We start from the raw sequence: 513 nt of genomic DNA, 5'->3' as shown, positions 1-513 counted from the left end.
GCCGCGGCTCCCCGCAGGGGGTGCCGCGGCGCGCCATTGTGTCGATGAATTAGCCGGGGAGCTGGCCGCCGATGTTGGTGATCATGGCGGTGAAATCATCCTTCAGAACAGCGATCGCACCCACGAGCACAATGGCCACGAGACCAAGCAGCAGACCATACTCGACGGCCGTCGCGCCCTTTTCGTTGCGCTCGATGCGCTCGATGGTGTCGGTAAAGAAGGTCTGGATGGTGATGAAAAGAGGCAGCATGGGAAAGCTCCTTAGCAAAGCAGAGAATAGGGTGGAGTGGGTCTTCAGCTGTTTCCGACACTGCCCGCGAGAGGCTCCCTGTACCGGGCTACTGACCTGTAAACAGACTAGACTTTGCTCCAGCAAATACACAAGCATTCAGATGCATGCATTTTAGGGGACGTTAAACAGCGACGTAATGCCTAGTCGGAAGCTACATTCCTTCGCATGGGCCTGGCGGGCGGCGGTCTTGTCCCCCGAACGGCGTCAGTACCACCCCGGTA

Annotated in this window: 1 protein-coding gene; it reads right to left on the bottom strand. The window is 58.3% G+C overall.

Annotated features, from left to right (window positions below):
• Positions 1-49: 49 nt before the first annotated feature.
• Positions 50-250, bottom strand: coding sequence for a Flp family type IVb pilin (locus RCG67_RS17460; protein ID WP_368828085.1), 201 nt, complete (start codon positions 248-250; stop codon positions 50-52).
• Between the last annotated feature and the right edge of the window lie 263 nt (positions 251-513).

The sequence above is a fragment of the Kocuria cellulosilytica genome (genome assembly GCF_040981245.1).
GTDB classification, from domain to species: Bacteria; Actinomycetota; Actinomycetes; order Actinomycetales; family Micrococcaceae; genus Kocuria; species Kocuria cellulosilytica.
This window is presented reverse-complemented; position numbering and strand designations above follow the sequence as displayed.

Excerpts from the sequence above, each read along its gene's own strand:
- RCG67_RS17460 (WP_368828085.1), bottom strand. The coding sequence starts at position 250 with ATGCTGCCTCTTTTCATCACCATCCAGACCTTCTTTACCGACACCATC.